This window comes from Sphingomonas sp. Leaf407 (assembly GCF_001425385.1).
Taxonomy (GTDB): Bacteria; Pseudomonadota; Alphaproteobacteria; order Sphingomonadales; family Sphingomonadaceae; genus Sphingomonas.
The window spans coordinates 544,910-561,782 of sequence record NZ_LMQO01000003.1 but is presented as its reverse complement, the minus strand read 5'-3'; the positions used below and the strand labels follow the sequence as shown (position 1 = coordinate 561,782).

Annotated in this window: 18 protein-coding genes; 6 read left to right on the top strand and 12 right to left on the bottom strand. The window is 67.5% G+C overall.

What is annotated here, in order from left to right; genetic code table 11:
• Positions 1-25: 25 nt before the first annotated feature.
• Positions 26-1,201 (bottom strand): hypothetical protein, encoded by a 1,176-nt coding sequence (locus ASG37_RS12080; protein ID WP_055760243.1) that lies wholly within the window; start codon positions 1,199-1,201, stop codon positions 26-28.
• Between the two features lie 9 nt (positions 1,202-1,210).
• Positions 1,211-2,332 carry an anhydro-N-acetylmuramic acid kinase gene (locus tag ASG37_RS12075; protein ID WP_082448279.1) on the bottom strand — a complete coding sequence of 374 codons (1,122 nt, stop codon included), beginning with the start codon at positions 2,330-2,332 and terminating at the stop codon, positions 1,211-1,213.
• A 105-nt stretch (positions 2,333-2,437) separates the two neighbouring features.
• Here ASG37_RS12075 and tyrS point away from each other — a divergent pair, with 105 nt between their 5' ends.
• Positions 2,438-3,661, top strand: coding sequence for a tyrosine--tRNA ligase (tyrS, locus tag ASG37_RS12070; RefSeq protein ID WP_055760239.1), 1,224 nt, complete (start codon positions 2,438-2,440; stop codon positions 3,659-3,661).
• Positions 3,662-3,793: 132 nt separating this feature from the next.
• Here the strand turns inward: tyrS and ASG37_RS12065 are convergent, their stop codons facing one another.
• The 5 genes from ASG37_RS12065 to ASG37_RS12045 all read right to left on the bottom strand — a co-directional run bounded on the left by ASG37_RS12065 (position 3,794) and on the right by ASG37_RS12045 (position 6,900).
• Entirely contained in the window at positions 3,794-4,165 is a 372-nt protein-coding gene (locus ASG37_RS12065) for a hypothetical protein (protein ID WP_055760235.1), read from the bottom strand.
• A 158-nt stretch (positions 4,166-4,323) separates the two neighbouring features.
• Positions 4,324-4,752 (bottom strand): ExbD/TolR family protein, encoded by a 429-nt coding sequence (locus ASG37_RS12060; protein ID WP_055760231.1) that lies wholly within the window; start codon positions 4,750-4,752, stop codon positions 4,324-4,326.
• A gap of 12 nt (positions 4,753-4,764) precedes the next feature.
• Entirely contained in the window at positions 4,765-5,250 is a 486-nt protein-coding gene (locus tag ASG37_RS12055; protein ID WP_055760228.1) for an ExbD/TolR family protein, read from the bottom strand.
• A 75-nt stretch (positions 5,251-5,325) separates the two neighbouring features.
• Positions 5,326-6,123, bottom strand: coding sequence for a MotA/TolQ/ExbB proton channel family protein (locus ASG37_RS12050; RefSeq protein ID WP_055760225.1), 798 nt, complete (start codon positions 6,121-6,123; stop codon positions 5,326-5,328).
• A gap of 84 nt (positions 6,124-6,207) precedes the next feature.
• On the bottom strand, positions 6,208-6,900 hold the full coding sequence (locus ASG37_RS12045; protein WP_055760222.1) for a TonB family protein: 693 nt from the start codon (positions 6,898-6,900) through the stop codon (positions 6,208-6,210).
• A 222-nt stretch (positions 6,901-7,122) separates the two neighbouring features.
• On the opposite strand from ASG37_RS12045, the gene ASG37_RS12040 reads away from it, so the two are divergent.
• Entirely contained in the window at positions 7,123-7,989 is an 867-nt protein-coding gene (locus tag ASG37_RS12040; protein ID WP_156349137.1) for a hypothetical protein, read from the top strand.
• On the opposite strand, the gene ASG37_RS12035 is transcribed toward ASG37_RS12040, so the two are convergent.
• Together ASG37_RS12035 and ASG37_RS12030 are read right to left on the bottom strand one after the other, a co-directional pair.
• Positions 7,977-8,735, bottom strand: a complete 759-nt coding sequence (locus ASG37_RS12035) for an SDR family oxidoreductase (RefSeq protein WP_055760219.1) — start codon at positions 8,733-8,735, stop codon at positions 7,977-7,979. The two genes, ASG37_RS12040 and ASG37_RS12035, sit on opposite strands and share 13 nt — an antisense overlap.
• Positions 8,732-9,103 (bottom strand): dihydroneopterin aldolase, encoded by a 372-nt coding sequence (locus tag ASG37_RS12030; protein ID WP_055760597.1) that lies wholly within the window; start codon positions 9,101-9,103, stop codon positions 8,732-8,734. Before ASG37_RS12030 ends, ASG37_RS12035 begins: the two co-directional genes overlap by 4 nt.
• A gap of 114 nt (positions 9,104-9,217) precedes the next feature.
• On the opposite strand from ASG37_RS12030, the gene ASG37_RS12025 reads away from it, so the two are divergent.
• From ASG37_RS12025 to ASG37_RS12010, 4 genes are all read left to right on the top strand, one after another.
• Positions 9,218-9,715, top strand: coding sequence for a GNAT family N-acetyltransferase (locus ASG37_RS12025; RefSeq protein WP_055760216.1), 498 nt, complete (start codon positions 9,218-9,220; stop codon positions 9,713-9,715).
• Positions 9,716-9,780: 65 nt separating this feature from the next.
• Positions 9,781-10,344, top strand: coding sequence for a DUF1285 domain-containing protein (locus ASG37_RS12020; RefSeq protein WP_055760213.1), 564 nt, complete (start codon positions 9,781-9,783; stop codon positions 10,342-10,344).
• Positions 10,341-10,931 carry a CoA pyrophosphatase gene (locus ASG37_RS12015; RefSeq protein ID WP_055760211.1) on the top strand — a complete coding sequence of 197 codons (591 nt, stop codon included), beginning with the start codon at positions 10,341-10,343 and terminating at the stop codon, positions 10,929-10,931. The genes ASG37_RS12020 and ASG37_RS12015 overlap by 4 nt, the downstream gene beginning before the upstream one ends.
• A complete protein-coding gene (locus tag ASG37_RS12010; protein ID WP_055760208.1) occupies positions 10,922-12,121 on the top strand; it encodes a CCA tRNA nucleotidyltransferase in 1,200 nt (399 codons plus the stop codon). Before ASG37_RS12015 ends, ASG37_RS12010 begins: the two co-directional genes overlap by 10 nt.
• On the opposite strand, the gene ASG37_RS12005 is transcribed toward ASG37_RS12010, so the two are convergent.
• The 3 genes from ASG37_RS12005 to ASG37_RS11995 are packed head-to-tail and all read right to left on the bottom strand — an operon-like array spanning position 12,091 to position 16,782.
• Positions 12,091-13,830: a putative bifunctional diguanylate cyclase/phosphodiesterase gene (locus ASG37_RS12005; protein ID WP_082448278.1), complete on the bottom strand. Its 1,740-nt coding sequence runs from the start codon at positions 13,828-13,830 to the stop codon at positions 12,091-12,093. The genes ASG37_RS12010 and ASG37_RS12005 overlap by 31 nt on opposite strands.
• A gap of 57 nt (positions 13,831-13,887) precedes the next feature.
• Positions 13,888-16,140: a DNA topoisomerase IV subunit A gene (parC, locus tag ASG37_RS12000; protein ID WP_055760205.1), complete on the bottom strand. Its 2,253-nt coding sequence runs from the start codon at positions 16,138-16,140 to the stop codon at positions 13,888-13,890.
• Positions 16,141-16,200: 60 nt separating this feature from the next.
• Positions 16,201-16,782 carry a TetR/AcrR family transcriptional regulator gene (locus ASG37_RS11995; RefSeq protein ID WP_055760202.1) on the bottom strand — a complete coding sequence of 194 codons (582 nt, stop codon included), beginning with the start codon at positions 16,780-16,782 and terminating at the stop codon, positions 16,201-16,203.
• Positions 16,783-16,873 lie beyond the last annotated feature (91 nt).

Here is a 16,873-nt window from a genome sequence, read left to right as displayed (position 1 = left end):
TAGAACGGCGGCGGTTAAGGTTGAACTAAACCCGCCGCCGCAATGTCTCAATCGCCATCGTCAGGCTGACCGCGCCGTGCAGCGCGATCAGTGCCAGCCCAATGGTCGTCATGCCACCCAGCGCAAATGGTACGAGCAGCACGAGCGCGGTCGCGGCCGATGCCGCCCACGGCGCGACCGGCCCCGGCACCCGCTCGCCGATCAGCGTCGCCGCCATGCCGGCCAGCCCGAGCACCGCCGCCGTCCCGCTGCCGACGCTCGACGCCTGAACCCCGGCGATGCCGAGCACGCTCAGCACGCCCAGCACGGCAATACCCTGTTCGCCGAGCCGCGCCTGCGCATCCTCGCCCCGCAGCCAGCCGAGCAGCGACCCCGCCGACAACAACACCATCGCGACGACCATCACCACCGCCGCCGGCCCCGCTCCCCACCACGGAATCGCCGCTAGTCCGCCCAGGGCAATGGCCGCACCCGCGCCGAGAACACCGACCGCCGGCACCCGCCGCCGGACGAACAACGGCAGGATCAGCCGGGTCAGCGGCGTGAAACAATAGCGGTCGATCCAGCCGCTGCGCGCCTCGGCCAGCGACGCCAGCACGTCGCGGCTGCGCACTTCGAGCGTGGCGGCATCGCGCTCGACGCCGTGGCCGGCACGGATCGCGCGCGCCGGGAGCAGGACATGCCCCGCCCCCGCCTGGGTCGCGACCCTCAGCAACGTCGACTGGAAATCATATTCGCGCGGCAATCGCACTACATCGTGCAGCCGATCGACCGACAGCGTCGCGACTCCGGCCCAACAATGCCCGGCATCGACCCGCTCCACCGCCGTCGCGGCATCGTCGTCGGGCGTGACCAGCAGCGTATCGGCCGGCTCCAGCGCCATCGCCGCGACTACCGCATCGGTGGTGACGAGCCCGTCGGCAAGCGCGAGGATCGTCCCCAGCGGATGCGCGCGCGCGACGGCTTCCTCCGCTGACCGGACCAGATCGACGCTCGCTCCGCGCCGGCCGATCCGGTTGATCGCCGCCGCCAGCGTCGGCGTTACCCGCGCCACGGCAACCAGCAACTGGGTTACGCCCGCGCCGATCAGCAGCCGCGCCTGATACTCGATCAGCGTCATGCCGCCGAACGGCAGTGTCGCCGCGAGGACGCCGGGCTGGCGTTCGGCTTCCTCGGTCGCGAAAATCAGGCCGGTGCGCATCCCCGCCGGTTAGGCCCCCACGACGCGAAGCGCCAGCCCCGCACGCAGCGCGGCGTGAAAGCTGCCCCCGGTGAGCGGCATCGGCACCCCGGTCGTTCCCGGAAAGCTGATCGGCAATCCCCTGCGCGACCGCACCGCGAGATAGGCGAAGCCTTCCGCCTCCACCGCATCGCCGTTCCAGCCGACGCCGTCACTGGGGATCGGCGTCAGTCCGGTGCGCTCGGCGATCATCGTCAGCATCGTCGGATTGCGCCGCCCGCCGCCCGCGACGATCAACGCCTGCGGCCGCACCGGCAGCCGGTCGATCGCTTCGGCGACACAGGCGGCGGTGAACGCGGTCAGCGTCGCCGCGCCGTCCGCCGCGCTCAGTCCCCGCGCCGGCTGGATGGTGAAGTCGTGCCGGTCGAGCGATTTGGGCGGTGCCAGATCGAAGAATGAATGGTCGAGCATGCCGGTCAGCACCGTCTCGTTGATTCGTCCCGCCGCCGCGAGCGCGCCATCGGCATCGAAGCGCGCGCCGGTTTCCTGCTCGACCCAGCTATCGACCAGCCCGTTGGCCGGGCCGGTGTCGAACGCGATCAGGTCGCCGTCCGCGCCGATCCACGTGATATTGCCGACCCCGCCGAGGTTCAGCACCGCCACCGGCCGCGCCATGTCGGCGGCAAGTGCGGCATGATAGATCGGCAGCAGCGGCGCGCCCTGCCCCCCGGCCGCGACATCCGCCGTGCGCAGACCGGCCACCACATCGATTCCTGTCGCCGCCGCCAGCGCGGCGCCGTCACCCAACTGCCATGTCCAGCCGCGATCGGGACGGTGCGCCACCGTCTGCCCATGAAAACCGATCACCTCGACCGCGCGTGCCGCCACATCGGCTTGCGCAAGCAACGCCGCGACCGCCGCCGCATGGGTGCGGGTCAGCAACTGTTCGGCCCGGGTCAGCAGCGGGTGCTCGCCCGGATCGTCGAACAGCAACGCCAGCTCGGTCCCAGCGGCCAGCGTCGCGCGATCGTCGTCGGTATAGGGTTGGCCGACGAAGGCTATCGCGCGGACCTGGTCCTCGCCATCGGTTTCGATCAACGCGGCATCGATCCCGTCGAGCGAGGTTCCGGACATCAAACCGATCGCGAGCATGGGGCGGCCTTCGTAACCAAACATTGGCCGGCCACTCTATCGTCCCCGGCGGGCAAGTCGAGAGGCGTGGACTTGCCCCCCGCCGGAGCGCTACAGCGCCAGATCATGACCGACTATGCTTCCGATCTGCTGCGCCTGCTGTCCTCGCGCGGGTATATCCATCAGTTGACCGACGCGGCGGGCCTCGACGCGCTCGCCACCCGGCAGATCGTGCCGGGCTATATCGGTTTCGATCCGACCGCGCCGTCGCTGCATGTCGGCAGCCTCGTCCAGATCATGCTGCTGCGCCGACTGCAACAAGCGGGCCACAAGCCGATCGTGCTGATGGGCGGCGGCACCGGCAAGATCGGCGATCCGAGCTTCAAGGACGAGGCACGCCGCCTGTTGACCAACGAGGTGATCGCCAGCAACGTCGCGTCGATCAAGACGGTGTTCGAACGCTTCCTGACCTTTGGCGACGGGCCGACCGATGCGGTCATGCTCGACAACGCCCAGTGGCTCGACGCGCTCGAATATATCCCGTTCCTGCGCGACGTCGGCCAGCATTTCTCGGTCAACCGGATGCTCAGCTTCGATTCGGTCAAGCTTCGGCTCGACCGCGAACAGTCGCTGTCGTTCCTCGAATTCAACTACATGATCCTCCAGGCGTATGATTTCATGGAATTGTCGCGCCGTGCCGGCTGTCGCCTGCAAATGGGCGGGTCGGACCAATGGGGCAATATCGTCAACGGCATCGAGCTTACCCGCCGCATGGACGGGACCGAGGTGTATGGCATTACCACCCCGCTCATCACGACCGCTGACGGCAGCAAGATGGGCAAGACCATGTCGGGCGCGGTGTGGCTGAATGCCGAGCAGCTATCGGCATATGATTATTGGCAGTTCTGGCGGAACACCGACGATCGCGATGTCGGCCGGTTCCTGCGGCTGTTCACCGACCTGCCGCTCGACGAGATCGCACGGCTGGAATCGCTGCCGGGTGCCGAGATCAACGAGGCGAAGAAAGTGCTGGCTGACGCGGCGACGGCGATGTGCCGTGGTGCCGATGCTGCCGCCGAAGCTGCGGAAACCGCCCGGCGCACGTTCGAGGAAGGGGCAGCGGGCGATGCGCTGCCGACTCATGCCGTCGCTGGCGCGATCAATGTCGTCGATGCACTGGTCGCGCTGGGGCTGGCGACGTCGAAGGGTGAGGCACGGCGGCTCATCAAGGGCGGCGGTGCCCGGGTCGATGGCGAAAAGATCGTCGACGAAGGGCAGTCGATCGCGGTCGTGGCGCCGGTCCGGGTATCCGCCGGAAAAAAGCATCACGGGCTGCTCGTTCCGGCCTGACCGGATCGGCGGGCTCGTTCGCCCCGGTTATTGTTTCGAAAGCGTCGGGCGATCAGCATAGCCGCCAGGATCGCCCAATAACACCGATCCTGCCGCGCATCCGAAGATGGGCAGCAGGGCTCGGTGTGTCGCTCAGCGCGACGTCATCTGGATCGCGGTGTCGCGGTCGAGCAGGCTCAGCCCCTTGCGGGCGACGTCATGCGCGCTGGCCACGCGCGATCCCGACAGCAGCAGCGACGCATCGCCGCGCTTGAGGACCTGCTGGTACAATCCGCGTGCCTGATCGCCACGGTCGGTCATCGCATAGACGGCGGCGAGGTTCAGCAAGACCTCGGGCTCGCGGCTGCCGGCGCGGGTATCGCGCTCCAGATCGCGTTCGGCCTGCGCCAGCTTTCCGCCGACGATCGCCGCATGCACATATTGCGCGTCCTGCGCCATCGCGCTGCCAGCGAAGCCAACCGCCGACAGCGCCACGGCAAGGCGGGTGAAGGTTCCGAGTCGCATGTCATCATCTCCTGTTTGTTTCGTTTTGATGACATCAATGTTTCACTTTTGCGACATGCTGACAAGTGCGCTTTTCGGTGTATCGGGCACAAAAAAAGGGGCGGCAAATGCCGCCCCCTCGGGACCCGCCTTGCGGCAGGAAGGATCAGATCACCCGATCAGAAATCATTGCGATACTGTTCGTTGCCGACGAAGCCGAGCTTCGTCACGTTCGACCGCTTGATGATCGCCATCACGCCGTCGACCACTTCGTACCGCGCGGTAGCGTCCGGCTGGAAGTGAAGTTCGGGCTGCGGGTCCATCGCCACCGTCTGGTCAAGATACTGGGTCAGCGTGACCTCGTCGACCGGCGTCCCGTTCCACGCCACCGCGCCTTGCGCGTTGATCGTGATCTTGTTCTTTTGCGGATCGATGTTCTGCTGCTGCCGGGTATCCGGCTGCGGCAGATCAACCTTAACTGCGTGGCTCTGGATCGGGATGGTGATGATGAACATGATGAGCAGCACGAGCAGCACGTCGATCAACGGCGTCGTGTTCATGTCCATCATCGGTTCGTCGTCTGCGCGACCGCCAGCACTCATTGCCATGTCAGGCTACTCCTATTGACGCGCGCGAGGGGTGGTATTGGGGTCCGGTTCGGAAATGAACCCGACCTTGGTGAACCCGGCCGACTGCATCGTATAGATGGTGCCGCCGATGCAACGGTACGGCGTATTGATGTCGCCGCGAATATGCACTTCGGGCAGTTCGAGCTTCGGGTTGCCGACGCCGCCCTGCCGCTCGATCTCGAACTTCAGCTTGTCGACCGCACGCTTCTGCAACTCACCCGCGTCGACACGGGTCAGACCCCAGTACACCGCGCACTGACCGTCGAGACCCTGCACCGAGAGCGAAACATTCTCGGGCTTGGTCGTCGTCGGTTCGAACACGACCTTGGGCACTTTCAGGCCGCTCACCTGCTGGACCACGACCGGAACCGCGATCAGGAAGATGATCAGCAGCACGAGCATGACGTCCACGAGCGGCGTGGTATTGATGTCCGAGAGGGGGGCTTCATCGCCGCCGCCGCCAACACTCATCGCCATGAGGCTATCCTATCCACATTTACTCAGTCGAACCGCCGGGCCGGAGAATTCCGGCCCGGCGGTGTCAGCGTCGGCTTACGAGCGCGGCGCGGTCGGGACGCCACCGGCCTGGCCGGCAGTCGTCGAACCGGTCGTGACCGGCTTGGCGGTCGGCACCGGGCCGCGAGCAGCGGCGGCCGGACGGACGGCGCCGTTCGAGGCAAGGAAGCCCAGCACGTCGTTCGAGAACGCCGACAGGTCTTCCGCGATGCCCTTGTTACGGCGCTGCAGCCAGTTGTAGGCGAGCACGGCGGGAACCGCGACGACCAGACCGATGGCGGTCATGATGAGCGCTTCACCGACCGGACCGGCGACGTCGCCGATGGCGGCCTGACCGGCGGCACCAATCTTCACGAGCGCGCGGTAGATGCCGACCACGGTGCCGAACAGACCGACGAACGGCGAGGTCGCGCCGACGGTCGCGAGGAAGGCGAGGCCGCCGTTGAGCTTCGAGTTGATCGCCGCTTCCGAACGCGCCAGCGAACCGTGCAGCCAGTCATGCGCCTCGACCGGATCGGTCAGCTTGCCATGCTGTTCCTGGGCGGCAAGGCCGTCGTCGACGATCTGGCGATAGGCCGAGTTCTTCTCGAGCTTCGCGGCGCCTTCGCGCAGCGAGTTCGACTGCCAGAAGCTGGCGCGGACGCGCTTCGCCTGGTTCATGATCTTCTGCTGTTCGACCAGCTTGGTGAACAGGATGTAGAACGAACCGACCGACATGATGACGAGGATGCCGAGCGTGGTGAACGCGATCGCGCCACCCTGCTGCAGCGCTTCGAAGAAACCGAAGTTCGGCTGACCGGCGGGCGCCCCGGCGGCGAGAATGGGGGTGAGCATCGGGAGAGTTTCCTTAAAGCCAGTTGTTTTTCGTGAAGAGAGACCCGGTCGGCCCCATGGCACGCGGCCATGGGGAGCGCCGGCTTACCGGTCGGCGGGCAACTGCCAGCGGACGCGGCGCGACGAACTCGACCGGATCGGGTTGCCCGACTGGTCGAGCGCCGGCGTGTAGCGGGCGCGACGCTGAAGAGCGGCGCATGCTGCCCGGTCCAGTGCCGCCGAGCCGCTCGACGAGGTCACGCGACAATTTTCGACACGACCCTGAGCGTTGATGTCCCACGAGATCGCGCTGACACCTTCGTCCCCGCTGTTCAGCGCGGAAGCCGGGTAATCGTCCTGCGTGATCCATTGCGACGGATCGCCCTTGGCACCCGCGGCCTTGCTGACCACCGGCGCGGGAGGCGCGGGCGGAGCGACCGGTGCCGGCGGCGCGGGCGGGCCCGCGGTCGGAATCGGCGCATAGGTTGGCGGCGGCGTCGTTACCGACTGCACCACGACGGGCGGCGGCGCCTGGGTCCGCACGATCGGCGGAGGCGTGACGACCGGCGGCGGCGACTGCGGCTGCGGCTGATCGGGCGGTGGCGGGGGCGGAGGAACTTCCTCCGGCGGGGGCGGCGGCTCGACGACGTCGAACGTCTCGGTATCCTCGACCGCCTTCTTCACATATTTATAGGCAAGACCGGAGATGAACGCATACCCGATCAATACGTGGAGAATCCCCACGAGAACGAGCGCGACAATCCGGCCATTACCTGCTCTCTGGTCAGCATAAGCCATTCAGCAACCAAACTCCTCTAGCCCGGTACATTGGACCATCGTCACACGGAACAACCCGCACGCAATGATCGTACGTCCGGGGCTACACGGCATTCCGGACCGCGATTGTCTATCGCGGCCTTTTCGACGACGCAAACGCTTTGTCGGACGAAACATTCGTACAATCGCGCGATGACGAAAATAAGTCTGTAACCATGGGAATCCGGGGCCTATAACCGAAGCATGAAGCAAATTTCGGTCGCGCTGGTCGGCGCATCGCTCCTTTGCGCGGCTTGCACGTCGCTGCAGGCCCGTCAGACCATCGCCGTCGATGATACCGCTAACGCCGATTCGCCGGGTCCGGCCTATGCCCGGCTCGCCCGGCTGGCGCTGCAGTCGCCGGTGGTGGTGGATGCGGTGATTCGCTCCGCCGCACGTATCCCGCCGGCGGAGGCGACCGGGCTTGCCCCGGGGCATGTCCGCTATTTCGTGATCGCCGATGTCGGGGCGCTGATCCGCGCGGGTGGCGCGTTGCCGGCACGGATCGGTTATCTGGTCGATGTACCGTTCGATCCGCGCGGGCGCGCGCCAAGCCTCAAGCGTCAGCGGATCATCGCCTTTGCTCGCCCGGTCGCCGGTGCCGCCGACCAGATTCAGCTCGTGACGCCCGACGCGCAGTTCGCCTGGGACCCGGCACTCGATGCGCGGGTGCGCGGCGTGGTGCGCGAGGTCGTCGATCCCGCCGCACCGCCGACGATCACCGCCGTCGGCAATGCCTTCCACGTTCCCGGCACGCTGCCCGGCGAAGGCGAGACGCAGATCTTCCTCCAGACGACAACCGGCGATCCGGTGTCGCTGCTGGTTTTGCGCCGGCCAGGCGAGGAACGCCGCTGGGCGCTGGCGCTGGGCGACATCATCGACGAGGCGGGCGGACCGCCGCGTCGCGACACGCTGGCATGGTATCGCCTCGCCTGCACGCTGCCGGCGACGCTGCCCGACGCGAGCGTCCAGTCGGAGGGGGCCGACGCGGCGATCGCGCGCGAGGATTACCGCTTCGTCCGCGACGCGCTCGGCACCTGCGACGACGGGCGGAGCGATCAGCCGGGCTGACGCGCCAGATGCACGAAGTCGCGTTCGAACCGCACCATGCCCGCCCCGCCGTCGACATAGAGTAGCTGTCCAGTACTCGACCGGGCAGTGGCGAGGAACAGCACCGCATCGGCGACATCGTCGGTGGTCGGCAGCCGGCCGAGCGGCATCAACCCACGCAACCGGTCGAGCTGGTCGGCATCATAGTCCCCGGTCGCCAGCGTCAGCCCCGGCGCGACGCCGTTGACCCGCACCGCCGGGGCCAGCGCGGCGGCGAGCGTCCGCGTCGCTTCGGCCAGCGCCTGTTTCGACAGGGTATAGGCAAGCTGGTCGCGGTGGGGATGGGCGATACGCTGGTCGAGGATGTTGACCACCGCCGATCCCCCCTGCCCGGCCAGCGCGGTGGCCAGCACGAACGGCGCGGCGGCGTTGACCGCGAAATGGGCGACGAGCGACTCCGCACCCGGCGTGGCATCGTCGCTCGCGCGGAAACACGACGCATTGTTGACCAGCAGGTCGACCCGCCGCCCGAATCGTGCTGCGACCGCCGCGACCAGTCCCGCCGCCGCCGCACCATCGGCCAGATCGGCGGCGAACCATTCGCATCGCGCGCCGACCTTCTCGATCGCCGCGACCAGTGCCGCGTCCGGCTCACCCGGTCGCGTCGCATGGAGCGCGACGTCATGCCCGCCCTCTGCCAGCCGCTGCGCGATCGCCGCGCCCAACCGGCGGAAACTGCCGGTGACGAGCGCGAGCGGCCGGATCAACGCCGGTGCCGGACCATGGTGATGCCGATTCGCTCGCCCGCCTCGGCGATCGCCAGCTTGACGATCTTGATCGTCACCCGCTGCACGCGAGGATCGGACAGGAACAGCGTATCGACGATATGATCCGCCACGCCTTCGATCAGCGTGAAATGCACCCCCTGCGGCAGCGCGGTCGACGCGGCATGCTTGAGGTCGAGATAGCTTTTCGACGCCGACAGCGGCGTATCGGGCGCGAAATGCTCGGGACAGTCGAGATCGACCGTCATCGAGATGCGCAACGGCTGCGGCAGATGCGTCTCCTCGGAATAGACGCCGGTCAGGACGTTCACTTCGAAATCATGGACTTCCAATTGTAGCGAATCGCGCAAGCCGCACCTGTCATCATCCCGGAACATTGACCCCCTAGCAGAGCGATCCGCTTGCGTCGCGCCGGATCGGCGGTACAGGCGCGATCCGTATCTGCCGCTGACTGGACCTGCCGTTTGCCCGACCTCGTTCCCCTGTCGACCATCGCCCCCGATCGGGTCGAGACGCTGCTCGATGCCGCCTTCGGCCCCGATCGTCGTCAGCGTACCGCCTATCGCGTGCGCGCGGGATTGCAGCCGATCGGGGCGATGAGCCTCGCGCTGATCGAGGACGGCGATCTGATCGGCAGCATCCAGTGTTGGCCGGTACAGATCGACGGCGACGATGGCGCCGCCGTGCCGATGGTGATGGTCGGCCCGGTCGCGGTCACGCCCGACCGACAGGGACAGGGGATCGGCCGCGCGCTGATGGCTCGCGCGATCGCCGTGGCGGGTGCCGATGCGCCGCTGATGCTGATCGGCGATCCCGCCTATTATGGTCGCTTCGGCTTCACCGCCGCGCGCACGGGCGGATGGCGCCTGCCCGGTCCCTACGAACAGCACCGGCTGCTCGCGATGGGCGCGGTGCCGGCCATCGCGGGGATGATCGCGCCGCGCGCAGCGGTGTCCGTCTGACCCGACGGGTACGAAACGGCAACAAGCTCTTGTCGCGACGCGCATTGCCACGGTAACGGGGACCCATGCCGATGCAGCCGCCCGCCGATTTCGCCAGTCTCTCCCTCGCCGAAGTCGCGCGGCTTGCCGCCGATGCGAAGCTGCCGCCGGTCGACCGCTGGAACCCGACGCATTGCGGCGACAGCGAAATGCGGATCGCCGCCGACGGAAGCTGGCATCATCAGGGCAGCCCGATCACCCGCGCCGAAATGGTCCGGCTGTTCGCCACCATCCTGCGGCGCGAAAGCGACGGCAGCCATGTGCTGGTCACGCCGGTCGAGAAACTGTCGATCGCGGTCGAGGACGCGGCGTTCATCGCGGTCGAGGCGAAATTTTCGGGCGAGGGCGAGGGACAGCGCATCGCCTTCCGGCTCAATACCGACGAACCGGTCGTCGCCGATGCGGCGCACGCGATCCGGATCGAAGGGAGCGCCGATGCTCCCCGCCCCTATCTTCACGTCCGCGGCGGACTCGACGCGCTGATCGCCCGGCCGGTGTTCTACGAACTGGTCGAGCGACTGGTCGTCGGGCCGGATGGCGCAAGCGGGCTGTGGAGCGAAGGGACGTTTTTTCCGTTCGAGGCGGCGTGACGCTGGCGGAGCGGTTGTCGGCTGCGCTCGGGCAACCGCGCGGCGAGTTGCTGACCGGCGATCTGAACGGCGATGCGACCATGCCGGCGGAGGGCTGGCGCGCGGCGGCGGTGCTGATCGCCATTACCAACCGGCCCGAACCGGGCGTGTTGCTGACCGAACGGACCGAATCGCTTCGCACCCACGCCGGGCAGATCGCCTTTCCCGGCGGCGCGATCGATCCCGGCGACGCCGATGCGCCCGCCGCCGCGCTGCGCGAGGCGTGGGAAGAAATCGCCCTGCCCCCGGCCGCCGCGAGCGTGGTCACGACGCTCGATCGCTATCATACCGTCACCGGCTTCGCGGTGACGCCGGTGCTGGCGGTCGTCCCGCCCGACCTGCCGCTCGTCCCCGCACCGGGCGAGGTCGCGGCGATCTTCGAGGTGCCGCTGGCGTTTCTGCTCGATCCGGCGCATCTGGCGACCGGCAGCCGCTGGCACGACGGGCGCGAGCGGCAGTATTACGAACTGGTCTTCGGGCACAGGCGCATCTGGGGTGCGACCGCCGCGATGATCGTGAACCTGAGCCGGCGACTGACATGGCATTGACTCTTCCCGCCGCCGACTGGCGCACCCGCCCCGGGCTCGACCGGCTCGGTCTTGCGCTGGGTGCCGATGACGGCGGCGCACGCTATGTCGGCGGGGCGGTGCGCGACACGCTGCTGGGGCTGCCCGTCTCCGACATCGACGTGGCGACGATCCATGCGCCGGACGAGGTCGTCCGCCGGTTGCAGGCAGCGGGCATCAAGGCGATCCCGACCGGCATCGCGCATGGCACGATCACCGCCGTCACTGACGGCACCGTCGTCGAGGTCACGACGCTGCGCCGCGACGTCACCACCGACGGTCGCCATGCCGAGGTCGCCTTCACCGACGACTGGCGCGCCGATGCCGCGCGGCGCGACTTCACCATCAACGCGCTCTACGCCGATATGTCGGGCGGGGCGATCCACGATTATTTCGGCGGCACCGACGATCTTGCGACCGGGCGGGTACGTTTCATCGGCGATCCGTTGCAGCGCATCGCCGAGGATCATCTGCGCATCCTGCGCTTCTTCCGCTTCCTTGCCCGTTTCGGCGATACGCCCGATGCCGACGGGCTGGCCGCCTGCACCGCCCGTGCCAACGACCTGATGGCCTTGTCGCGCGAACGCATCGCCGACGAGGTGCGCAAGCTGCTCGTCGCGCGGGATGCGGTCGGGGTCGTGCGGTTGATGGTCGATCGCGGCATCTTCCGCCCCGTCCTGCCCGAGATCGACAGCGCTGCCGCCGATCGCCTCGCCGGACTGACCGGGGCCGAACTTGCCGCCGGTGTCGCGCCCGATGCGATCCGCCGCCTCGCCGCGCTGCTCACGTCGGCGCAGGCCGAAGGTGTCACCGCACGGCTCAAACTGTCCAAAGCCCAGCGCAAGCGAGTCGCCCTCGCGCTGGGGCGGGACGAGGCGATGGCCCCCGAGGAGCTGGGCTATCGTATCGGCGTGGAAGGCGCGGTCGACCGGCTGCTGCTCGGCCGCGATGTGGCGGCGGCGATGCGGCTGTCGCGCTGGGAGCGGCCGGCGTTCCCGCTGACCGGCGGTGCGCTGGTCGAACGCGGGCTGGCGCGCGGTCCCGATGTCGCGCGCGCGCTCAGAATGGTCGAGGATCGCTGGATCGCCGAAGGTTTCCCCGATGCTGCGCGCACGGCGGCCATCGCCGATGCGGTCGCCGATCAGTGGTTGCGCGCAGTCAGCAATCCATAGGCGGCATCCGCGTCGACCGGCCGCGAATAATAATAGCCCTGCCCGAACGCGCAGCCGAGCGCGACCAGCGTCTGCTCCAGCTCGCGCGTCTCGATCCCCTCGGCGGTGGTCCGCATGCCCAGCGCCTGCGACAGACTGAGGATCGCGCGGACGATCGCCACCTTGTCGCGATCGGCCAGCATACCGGTGATGAAGCTGCGATCGATCTTCAACTTGTCGATCGGCAGTTTCTGGAGATAGGCGAGATTCGAATATCCCGTGCCGAAATCGTCCATGGCGATGCTGGCCCCCAGATCCTTCAGCGCCAGCATCGTGCGCAACGTCCGGTCGGGATCGACGATGAACGCGCTTTCGGTGAGTTCGATGACGAACCGGTCGCCGCCCAGCCGATGGCGCGACAGCACGCCCGCGACCACCGTTTCGATCTGGTCGCGCTGCAACTGCACCGCCGACAGGTTCACCGCCATGTGAACTCCGCAATTTCCCCCCGCCTGCCGGTCCCAGTCAGCCAGCGTCCGCGCCGCCTCCTCCATCGCCCAGCGGCCGAGCGAGACGATCAGCCCCGCTTCCTCGGCGACCGGAATGAAATCGACCGGTGAGATCGACCGGCCATCGGGCGTGGTCCATCGCGCCAGCGCCTCGAAGCTGCTGATCCGCCCGGTCGACAGGTCGCAGATCGGCTGGAAATTCAGGTGGAGCAGATTCTGTTCGACCGCATGGCGCAGCTCGGTTTCGATCGAAAACTGGTTGCGGACGATGTCGAACAGGTGCGGGCGATAGATTTCGGTCTGCCCGGTCTTCTTCGCCCGCTTCACCGCGAACTGGGCGTGGCGGATCAGATCCTCGGTTTCGTCGATCGCATCCTCGCCGAGTGCGATGCCGATCGAACAATCGATGCGGATGTTGAAGTCGGACAGGCGGAACGGCTGGACCAGCGCCTGATGGATGCGCCGCGCGACCTGCTGCGCATCGTCGGGTCCGTCGCTGAGCGTCAGCAGCACCGCGAATTCGTCGCCGCCGGTCCGCGCCAGGATGTCGCGCCCGCGCAGCGCCCCTTTCAACCGGCGCGCGACCGAGATCAGCAATTCGTCGCCCGACAGCGATCCCATGCAGGCATTGACCCGGCTGAACCGGTCGAGGTTGATCGCCAGCACCGCATAGTTCGACCGGTTGCTGTCGGTGATCTGCTCGTCGATCCGGTCGCCGAACCCGGCGCGGTTGAGCAGCCCGGTCAGCGAATCGGTGTTCATCTCGCGGCGCAGGCTGATCTCGGTGCGCTGTTCGGGCGTCTGGTCGACCAGCGTGATGAGGCAGCGCGGAAAACTGCGCGCCATCGCCCGCCGCGCCATCACCACGTCGAAACAGCGGCAATCGATCGCGTCACCCAGCCGCAGCGTGAACGAGTGGCGCGTATCGTCGGACAGGAGAAAGGCCTCGACCCGCTCGCCGATCACCGCGATCAACGGCGACGTCACCGCATCGCTGCCGAAGCCCGCCGCGCGGAACGGCTGGTTCACCGCCTCGAACGTCAGAGCACCATGTTCGATCGTCAGGACCGCGGTCGGCACCGGGAACAGGTCGAGGATCGCTTCGGACGCCTGCCCCGCCGTCGGCGCGGGCGGCGACGCCAACGCCTCGCCCGACGCCTCGTTCGCGGGAAGCGGAACAGCCGCCTTCAGTGCGGGAAAGATCGACCGGCGGAACCCCATCTCCGATGGTGTAGGGCAGCGGTAGTTAAGACCTTCTGAAAACCAGCGGATGGTTTTTTAAAAGCGATTGTCGCGCGGAAAGCCGACCGGCGGCATCCGCCCCGCCGCGCCGCGCGCCGCGCGCCACGGCGACAGGTCGGCCTCGGTCCGGGTCCGCCCGGTCTCGCCGCCCATCGCCCAGTGCAGCCCGTCGGCGAAGCGCAGCGTGCGCGCATCCGACAGTCCACCCTCGCGGAACCGTTGCAACTGCACCCCCTGCCCCCGCGCCATTTCGGCCAGTTCGGTGATCGGGAACAGCACCAGCTTGCGATTGTCGCCGATCGCCGCGACATAGTCGTGCGCCGGGTCGATCGGCCGGATCAGCTTCATCCGCGCGCCGGCCTTGGGCGTCATCACCTGCTTGCCCTTGCGGGTTTCGGCCAGCACATCGGCCACCCGCACCGCGAAACCACGCCCGTCGCTCGCCGCCAGCAGCAGCCGATCGGACGCGGCGGCCTTCAACAGCGCGACGATCTGCGCATCGCCGTCGAGGTCGATCATCGCCCGCACCGGCTCGCCGAAGCCGCGTCCGCCGGGCAGCCGGTCGGCGCCGATCGTGAAGAATCGCCCGCCATCGGTGGCGAGCAGCAATTTGTCGGTCGTATGCGCGTGGAACGCGAAGGCCGGGCCGTCGCCTTCCTTGAACTTGGCGGTATCGGCCGACGCCAGCTCGACATGGCCCTTGAGCGCCCGCACCCAGCCGCGTTTCGACAGGATGACGGTCAGCGGCTCGCGCTCGATCATCGCCTCGGCCGGAATCTCGCGTGCCGGCGCGGCTTCCTCGATCATCGTCCGTCGCGCGCCCAGCGGCGTATCGAGGCCATAGCGGTCGCGCAGCTTGCCCAGATCGCGCTTCATCCGCGTCCGCTGCCGCCCCTCGCTCGACAGCAGCAGCGTCAGCTCGGCCTGTTCCTTCTCCAGCTTGGCGCGCTCGCCCCGGATTTCCATCTCCTCCAGCTTGCGCAAGCTGCGCAACCGCATGTTGAGGATCGCCTCGGCCTGCCGGTCGGTAAGCGAAAACTCGGCGATCAGCACCGGTTTGGGCTCGTCCTCGCCGCGAATGATCGCGATCACCCGGTCGAGGTTGAGATAGGCGGCGAGATAGCCGTCGAGCAGTTCGATCCGGTCGGCGATCTTCGCCAGCCGGTGTTCGCTGCGCCGGCGCAGCACGACAAACTGATGGTCGAGCCACGCCTTCAATGCCTCGCGCAGCGACATGACCCGCGGGGTGCGGTCCTTGTCGAGCACGTTGAGATTGAGCGGCACCCGCGATTCGAGGTCGGTGAGGCGGAACAGCCCGTCCATCAGCACGCCCGCGTCCACCGTCCGGCTGCGCGGTTCGAGGACGATGCGGATTTCGGCGTCCGATTCGTCGCGCACGTCGCTTAGGATCGGCAGCTTCTTGTCGTTGATGAGCGCGGCGATCTGTTCGATCAGCTTGCCCTTCTGCACGCCATAGGGAATCTGGCTGACGACGATCTGCCACCCGCCGCCCTTCTCGCGCTCGATCGTGTAGCGCGCGCGCACGCGAAAGCCGCCGCGCCCGGTCGCATAGGCGTCGCGGATCGACGCCGGGCTGTCGACCACCTGTCCACCGGTCGGGAAGTCCGGTCCCTGCACCTGCGCCAGCACCGCCGCATCGTCCGCCTCCGGCTGATCGACCAGGATGATTGCGGCGTTGAGCAGTTCGGCGGCGTTGTGCGGCGGCACGCTCGTCGCCATGCCGACCGCGATGCCGCTGGCGCCATTGGCGAGCAGGTTGGGGAACATGCCGGGGAACAGCTCGGGCTCCTGCTCCTCGCCGTTATAAGTCGCGCGAAAGTCGGTCGCATCCTCGTCGAGCCCGGCCATCAGGTCGATCGCGACCTGGGTCAGCCGTGCCTCGGTATAGCGATATGCGGCGGCGTTATCGCCGTCGATGTTGCCGAAATTGCCCTGCCCGTCGACCAGCGGATAGCGCAGCGCGAAGTCCTGCGCCAACCGCACCATCGCGTCATAGACCGACTGGTCGCCATGCGGGTGATATTTGCCGATCACGTCGCCGACGACGCGCGCGCATTTCTTGTACCCCGACGCCGGATCGAGCTTGAGCAGCCGCATCGCCCACAGCAGCCGGCGATGGACCGGCTTCAACCCGTCGCGCACATCGGGCAGCGATCGCGCGGTGATCGTCGAGAGCGCATAGACAAGGTAGCGTTCGGACAGCGCGCTGTCGAACGGCGCATCGAACACGCCGATCGGCGTCGCAGGGTCGGTCAGGTCGGTAGCCATTGCCCCCGCCTTAGCAGGGGAGCGCCCCCCATGCGAGGGGCGAAATGGAACAAACCGGGATCAGGCGGCGCAGGACCGCGCGTTCACCTGTTCGTGCGGCATCTCGCCATCGCTCAGCGCCACGACGTCGTTGACGATGCCCCGCCACTCGTCGGACCCGATCTCGATCAGCCCGAACAGCCGCATCAGGAACGCGCCTTCCATCGCCAGGAACGCCAGCCGCAACTGGCGCCCCTCGGCGGTCGAAATGTCGAGCGCGTCGAGCCGCTCACGATACCATTTGCGCGTCGCGACCATGTGCTGCGGCGAATTGAGCAGCGAGACGAGCAGGCTCGGCGCGCCGCGCCGCGAGCGATCGTCATAATTGGCCGCATAGGCGATGTGGGCGCGGGTCAGCGCATGGTCGCTTGTTGGATCGTCGCACGACGACGCCATCCGCTGGGCATATTCGTCCTGCCACCGCTCGAACATCGCCGTAATCAGCGCTTCCTTGCTGCGGAAGCTGTACTGCACGCCGCCGTTGGTAATGCCCATCTGTTCGGCCACCGCCGCGATCGTCAGCCCGGAAGGTCCCTTTGCCAGCGTCACCGCCTCCGCCGCGTCGAGAATACCGTCGCGTTCGATCGTACGAATTCGTCCCACGTCTCTGGCCCCTAACGTCCTGCAATCATTCCGGGCGTCCCCCGCCACGGCGTCGCCCTTAACCTAGAATATGTTCAATTCGCAAAATTAT

Bases quoted from the DNA above. Each gene is read 5' to 3' on its own strand.
- ASG37_RS12050 (WP_055760225.1), bottom strand. From the start codon at position 6,123: ATGCTCACCCCCATTCTCGCCGCCGGGGCGCCCGCCGGTCAGCCGAAC.
- ASG37_RS12055 (WP_055760228.1), bottom strand. From the start codon at position 5,250: ATGGCGATGAGTGTTGGCGGCGGCGGCGATGAAGCCCCCCTCTCGGAC.
- ASG37_RS12040 (WP_156349137.1), top strand. From the start codon at position 7,123: ATGAAGCAAATTTCGGTCGCGCTGGTCGGCGCATCGCTCCTTTGCGCG.
- ASG37_RS12045 (WP_055760222.1), bottom strand. From the start codon at position 6,900: ATGGCTTATGCTGACCAGAGAGCAGGTAATGGCCGGATTGTCGCGCTC.
- parC (WP_055760205.1), bottom strand. From the start codon at position 16,140: ATGGCTACCGACCTGACCGACCCTGCGACGCCGATCGGCGTGTTCGAT.
- ASG37_RS12010 (WP_055760208.1), top strand. From the start codon at position 10,922: ATGGCATTGACTCTTCCCGCCGCCGACTGGCGCACCCGCCCCGGGCTC.
- ASG37_RS12020 (WP_055760213.1), top strand. From the start codon at position 9,781: ATGCCGATGCAGCCGCCCGCCGATTTCGCCAGTCTCTCCCTCGCCGAA.
- ASG37_RS12080 (WP_055760243.1), bottom strand. From the start codon at position 1,201: ATGCGCACCGGCCTGATTTTCGCGACCGAGGAAGCCGAACGCCAGCCC.
- ASG37_RS12075 (WP_082448279.1), bottom strand. From the start codon at position 2,332: ATGCTCGCGATCGGTTTGATGTCCGGAACCTCGCTCGACGGGATCGAT.
- tyrS (WP_055760239.1), top strand. From the start codon at position 2,438: ATGACCGACTATGCTTCCGATCTGCTGCGCCTGCTGTCCTCGCGCGGG.
- ASG37_RS12060 (WP_055760231.1), bottom strand. From the start codon at position 4,752: ATGGCAATGAGTGCTGGCGGTCGCGCAGACGACGAACCGATGATGGAC.
- ASG37_RS12005 (WP_082448278.1), bottom strand. From the start codon at position 13,830: ATGGGGTTCCGCCGGTCGATCTTTCCCGCACTGAAGGCGGCTGTTCCG.
- ASG37_RS12065 (WP_055760235.1), bottom strand. From the start codon at position 4,165: ATGCGACTCGGAACCTTCACCCGCCTTGCCGTGGCGCTGTCGGCGGTT.